Raw genomic sequence first — 5,572 nt, forward strand, 5'->3', positions numbered from 1 at the left:
GCTGAAACTGCCTGGAACTTCTGATTTTTTCTAACTGCAAGAATAAATGCGCCTGCAATAAAGATAGAAGAATAACATCCTGAAATCAAACCGATAGTCAAAGCCAGTGAGAAGTCATGGATTGTTCCGGTTGTGAAGAAGAACAATGCAAGAACTGCAAACAGTGTTGTTACTGTTGTAATAATTGACCGGCTCAATGTTGAAGTAAGAGCTGAGTTCAAGATTTCTTTGAAAGTTTTTGCTTCAACAACTTTAATATCACTTCGTACACGGTCAAGAATAACCACAGTTGCGTTGATTGAATAACCGATAATTGTAAGGATTGCTGCTAAAGTTGTTGTGCTGAATTCCATCTGAATGAATGAGATGAAAGAAATCATTACCAAAGAGTCATGAATGATAGCAATTACAGCTGCAAGAGCGAAATCCCAGTGAAAGCGGATTGCAGAATAAATGAAAATCAAAACCAGAGTTGCAAGAACAAGAATAATTGAATCACGAATAAGGGTTTGAGAGAACTGAGCTCCAATGAAGTCAGATTTTGTGATTACAATTTTTTCTACACCGAACTTATCTGTAAGAGCTTTGTTTGCATCAGCCTGAACATTCTTGCTTTCTTCACCTGTAACACCCATGCGGATCTGGAAAGCACGTTCTGAACCATCACCAATTTCTTTTACATCTACGTTTGCGAAATCCTTGAGAGAATCCCGGACATCATCAGCTGTAACTGTAGAAGATTCATCTGCAACAAAAAGGCGCAATGGATTTTCACCAAGATTCTTTGAAGCACCTGAAGTAACAAAAACGCCGCTTTCAGAAATGTTCACTTCCTTTTTAACTTGTGCTGAAATACCGTTTACAGTGTTGATTTTTTCAGCAAGTTCAGAAACAGTTGTTACACTTGCAAAAGGAATTGATTCTGTACGGTTTTCTTCTCCAATACCGCTTACTACGATATCAACTCCATTTTCTGAAACGTCGAGAGAAACTGTTGCAGTACCATTATAAGTAACTTCAAGAGCTGTATCAGCAATTTTAATTTCTTCAATCATACCCGGCTTGAAATCAAGACCGAAGTTGATTCCGCGTGTTGCTACAGAAACAATACCTGCAATAATGACAAGTACGCTCAAAACAACTGCACAAGGGAAAAATTTGCTAAACTGAATAATCTTTTTCATTATTTTACTCCCCAGCCGATGCTCATTGTCTTTCGGTTCATAACTTCTGTGTTAAAGTCGAACATGAGACGAGAAACTACGAGAGCTGTAAATACTGATGAACATACACCGATTGCAAGTGAAACTGCGAAGCCCTGAATTGAACCTGTTCCGAGTTTTGAAAGGAATGCTGCAGCGATGAATGTTGTAATGTTAGAGTCCATAATTGCCCAGAAAGCGTTGTCAAAACCGGCTGCAACAGCTGCGGCACGGCTCTTACCGTTTTTGAGCTCTTCTTTAATGCGTTCGAAGATAATTACGTTAGCGTCAACTGACATACCAACCGTAAGAATCATACCGGCAACAGAAGAAAGTGTAAGTGTAAGGTTGAAAGCACTCAAAACAGAGAACATGATGTACATATTCAAAATCTGAGCTACAACAGCGTTGAAACCAGCACCCATGTAATACAAAATCATGAATACGAGAACTGCTGCTAAGCCCCATGTAAGTGCATTCAAGCCCTGTCTGATAGCCTGTTCACCAAGAGAAGCACCAACTACCTGCTGGCTTTCTACTTCGAGAGGAACACTAAGCGAAGCAGTCTGAAGCACTTTCTGAATATTCTGAGCTTCTTCGACGCTGAAGCCGCCTGAAAGAGATACCTGACCGCCGTTAATTGCCTGACGGATTGTAGCAGCTGATTTAACTTTGTTGTCGCTTACAATTGCAAGACGTTTTCCGACATTTGCAGCTGTAAAATCACCGAAAATTACAGCACCTTCTGAATCAAGAACGAAGTTAACTTCAGGCTGGTTTGTAGTCTGGTCTGCAGAAACGATTGCTGATTTTACGTGTTCACCGTCAAGAGCAATTTCTTTTTTAACAACGATGAAACCGGTTCGCTCGTCAAGACCATAATCGTCTTTAATGTAGTAGCCCATAACTTCTGTATCAGCAGGAATTACTGATGAATCAATAAGTTTACCGTCTGAATTGAAAGTTGTGGCAGGATTCTGATTGTAGTAAATATTGAAAGCATTTGTAGCATCTTCATCAACAAGGCGGAAGTTAAGAATACCTTTACCCATGATGATTGTATTTACGCTTTCACGGTCAGCAGCTCCAGGAATTTCGATATAGATACGGTCCTCACCCTGCTGGCGGATAACCGGAGAAGTAAGACCGAATTTATCGATTGAACTTGTTAAAGTTTCGATAGTCTGAGCCATTGCATCTTTTTTCCACTGAGCTTCATCAGTGATTTCGTTGCCTTCTGCTTTTTTAGCAGCAAGGGCTTCATCAAGATTTGCACGTACGATGATGTTCATACCGCCGCTTAAATCAAGACCGAGTTTTACAGATGAATTATAGCGTTTTTTTGCAGCAAGAATTTCGTCACGGTATTTGCCTTCGATTACAGAAGAAAGTTCTGCACGGGCATTTGTACCTTTGAAAGAACTGAGAATTGCACTTACAGTCATAACAGCAGGAGTTTCAGGAACTTCCATGCCGGCAGATTTGTAAGCCTTTGCAGTTTCTTTGTAATTCTTTTTTGCAGCTTTTACAAGATAATCATAAGAAGAATCAAGAACAGCTTCAGGATTTGCTTTTGCCATTGAAATAAGATTATCAACCTCTTCCTTGGCTTTTACGATTGTGTAGTCCTTTATTTTTTCGAGAGATCCTAAAGCAAGGCTCTGCTGATCTTTCGGAGTGCGTGCATACCAGCTGATTGATGGCCAGAGAAATGCAAAACACACAGCAAGAACTACCAGAACAATGATAAAACGACTTCGTTTGTTCATTTTTTAACTCCGGTATTTTTATTTATTCTGCCTTTTCTGAATCAAAAGATTCAGCGGCTTTTTTTTCGATTGATTCTGTTTTTTCTGATTTTTCATTTTTTTCTGACTTTGCAGGTGCATCATTTACAACACCGGCAATAGCAGAACGATTGAATTCGATTTTTGTGCTTTCATCGACTTTAACAATGACAGTCTTTTCTTTTGTCTGAGAAACGATTCCATGAATTCCGCCGATTGTAACGACTTTGTCACCTTTTTTAAGGGCATCAATCATTTTCTGTGTTTCTTTCTGCTTTTTATTCTGAGGACGAATAATAAAGAAATAGAAAATTGCAATGATGAGGATAAACGGTACGACAGACATTAATGTCTGGCTTGAAGAAGCCTGAGTGCCTGCAGCATCAAGTAATGGAACAAAAAACATTTTAACTTCCTTCCTGGTTTAAAATAGTGAAAAAAAGTCTATCATAAAAAAGAACTGAAATCAACATACAAAACATCTAAAAAAAACGCCTAATTTTTCAATAAATTGTCCAGATTTTGATTTAACACGCGCAAAGACTCATCATTCGGGGAAAGAGCTACAACCTGTTTTAAATAATACTGAGCCTTTCTGTATTCTTTTTTATTAAAATAAATCTGATAAAGTCTGAAAAGAGAATCCTTATTTCTTGGATTTGCTGTAAGGCTTGAACGCAGATCAGCAAGAACAGCACTTTCACCGGAGGCAAGAAAACTTCTTTCATAGTAGAGGAAACTTTTCATTTTTGACGATGAACTTTGAATAAGCTGATTTATTAGTTTTGAAGCTTCCCCTGTTCTTCCCGTAGATACAAGTACATCAATATAAGACTGTAAAACTTCTTCATCCGAAGGACTTTCAGAATACAATTTTGAAGCCATTTCATACGCTTCACTTTTTCTGCCTGATGAAAGACAAATTTTTATATGTGTAAACAAGGCAGCACGGGAAACATCCTGCCTTTTTATAAACTCAGAACTTGCTTTGTAAGCCTGAGTCCATTTTTTACCGGAAACCATTGCTGAAATTTTTATCTGCAGAGCTTCAAGATTATCACTTTCATTTTGAAGAATAATATCGGCCAGCTGCTCACTATCTTTATCATCAATTTTTACACCGGTTTCACAGGCAAGAGAAGCTGCGGCAAGTACAATTTCCATATCATCAGGATAAAGTTTTATTGCATTTTCTATCGTAGCTGTAGCTGCAGAAATATTTTTGTTCCAGTTTTTCTGTACTGAATACCGTAAAATCAAATAATCCCTTGAAAGAGAATCTTTTCTGGCATAGGCATCAAGCAGAGAAGCAGCCCTGATATATTCACCGTTTTTAACAAGTATTCTTGCACGAAACAAAAGAAAATATGAATTTTCAGGTTCAATCTGTAAAACCCGGCTTACATATATTTCTGCATTCTGCATATCATTTGCAGCAAATGAGGCTTCTGCACAGAGCTTTAACAAATTTTTATTCTGCGGATACAGGGAAAGAAGTTTCTGTGCAAATTCAAAAGACTTCTCAGGCTGTGAAAGATGAATAAAACTTTCTGCATAAGCAAAAGATACTTCAAAACAGTCAGAACAGAGAATATAAGCGATAGAAAAATAATCGTTTGCCAGTTTATATTCACCAAGTCTTACATAAAGAAGACCAAGAAGATAATTTGCAAAAACGGAATCTTTATTTAATTCGAGAGCTTTTTTTAAATTAATTTCTGCCTGCTCATAATAATCATTTCTTGTATCTGAAACGGCAAGAACCATGGCAGGCAAAACATAATCAAGAAAAATCTGGGGAGATGAAAAACCGTCATAAATTCCGTTTTTTGAAGATAAAATCGCTTCAGTGTATGAATTTCTGATCCCCTGCTCAAAAGTAACTTCAGAAAACCCCTGTGACTTCCAGCACATCTGCATTATAGATACTGCAATGTAGTGAAGAATTTTTTCATTTTCTTTCATTGCATCACGATTTCTTTTTAAATAAGTGACAGCATTTTTCAGGCTTTCAGGAGAACCTTTTTCAACTAAAAGTAAAATATCTTTATCGATATCAGAAAAATATTCTGTTACACGCCTTTGAGGCAAAGCAATCTTAGTTCCCGTGACTTCCTGAGCAAACGAAAGTGAATTGAGAAAAATAAAAAAAATACAGAAAAAAGCAGAAAGTTTCCGCCGTTTATTTTTCAATGCTGATTATTCTCCGTAAATTTTATGCTCATCTTCATCTGTTAAATCTGATAACTCATCTTTATCATACGGAAAAAAATCGTTAAAATTTCTCTGCCAGAAAAAAACAGCAACAAGCACTACCCCCGCAAGAATAAGAACAAGCGGGCCCCATTTGGCAGCAAAATGTGAAAGTGAAGTTTTTACGACATTAAGCGAAAAAAGAAGAAAAACACCGCCTAACAATTCTATTAAAATTGCCGGAAAAAAATAAACACCGCGAATTTTTCTGTGCTTAAAAAAACAGGTTAAAACAAGGCAGATTCCACTGAACAGTACCATAATCGGCCATAAATGTCTGATTTCAAGAGGGAAAATATTTGCAGACATAAAAGTCATGCATAATCCAAG

Annotated in this window: 5 protein-coding genes; all 5 read right to left on the bottom strand. The window is 37.3% G+C overall.

The genetic code is table 11. The features are described 5' to 3' along the window. Window positions 1-1,184 (bottom strand): protein translocase subunit SecF (gene secF / locus ACKI5B_RS05200; RefSeq protein WP_407426515.1); only part of this gene is annotated, 1,184 nt, incomplete at its 3' end. Then, the gene (gene secD / locus ACKI5B_RS05205) at window positions 1,184-2,971 is read right to left on the bottom strand and encodes a protein translocase subunit SecD (RefSeq protein WP_407426517.1); all 1,788 of its coding nucleotides are present in this window, start codon (window positions 2,969-2,971) and stop codon (window positions 1,184-1,186) included. The genes secF and secD, both read right to left, overlap by 1 nt. A 22-nt stretch (window positions 2,972-2,993) precedes the next feature. After that, a complete protein-coding gene (gene yajC, locus ACKI5B_RS05210; protein ID WP_407426519.1) occupies window positions 2,994-3,395 on the bottom strand; it encodes a preprotein translocase subunit YajC in 402 nt (133 codons plus the stop codon). 89 nt (window positions 3,396-3,484) lie between these two features. Continuing rightward, on the bottom strand, window positions 3,485-5,182 hold the full coding sequence (locus ACKI5B_RS05215) for a tetratricopeptide repeat protein (protein WP_407426521.1): 1,698 nt from the start codon (window positions 5,180-5,182) through the stop codon (window positions 3,485-3,487). A 6-nt stretch (window positions 5,183-5,188) separates the two neighbouring features. Next, on the bottom strand, window positions 5,189-5,572 hold a 384-nt coding region (locus tag ACKI5B_RS05220), incomplete at its 5' end, for a hypothetical protein (protein ID WP_407426523.1).

The organism is Treponema sp., assembly GCF_045657965.1.
Lineage (GTDB): Bacteria > Spirochaetota > Spirochaetia > Treponematales > Treponemataceae > Treponema_D.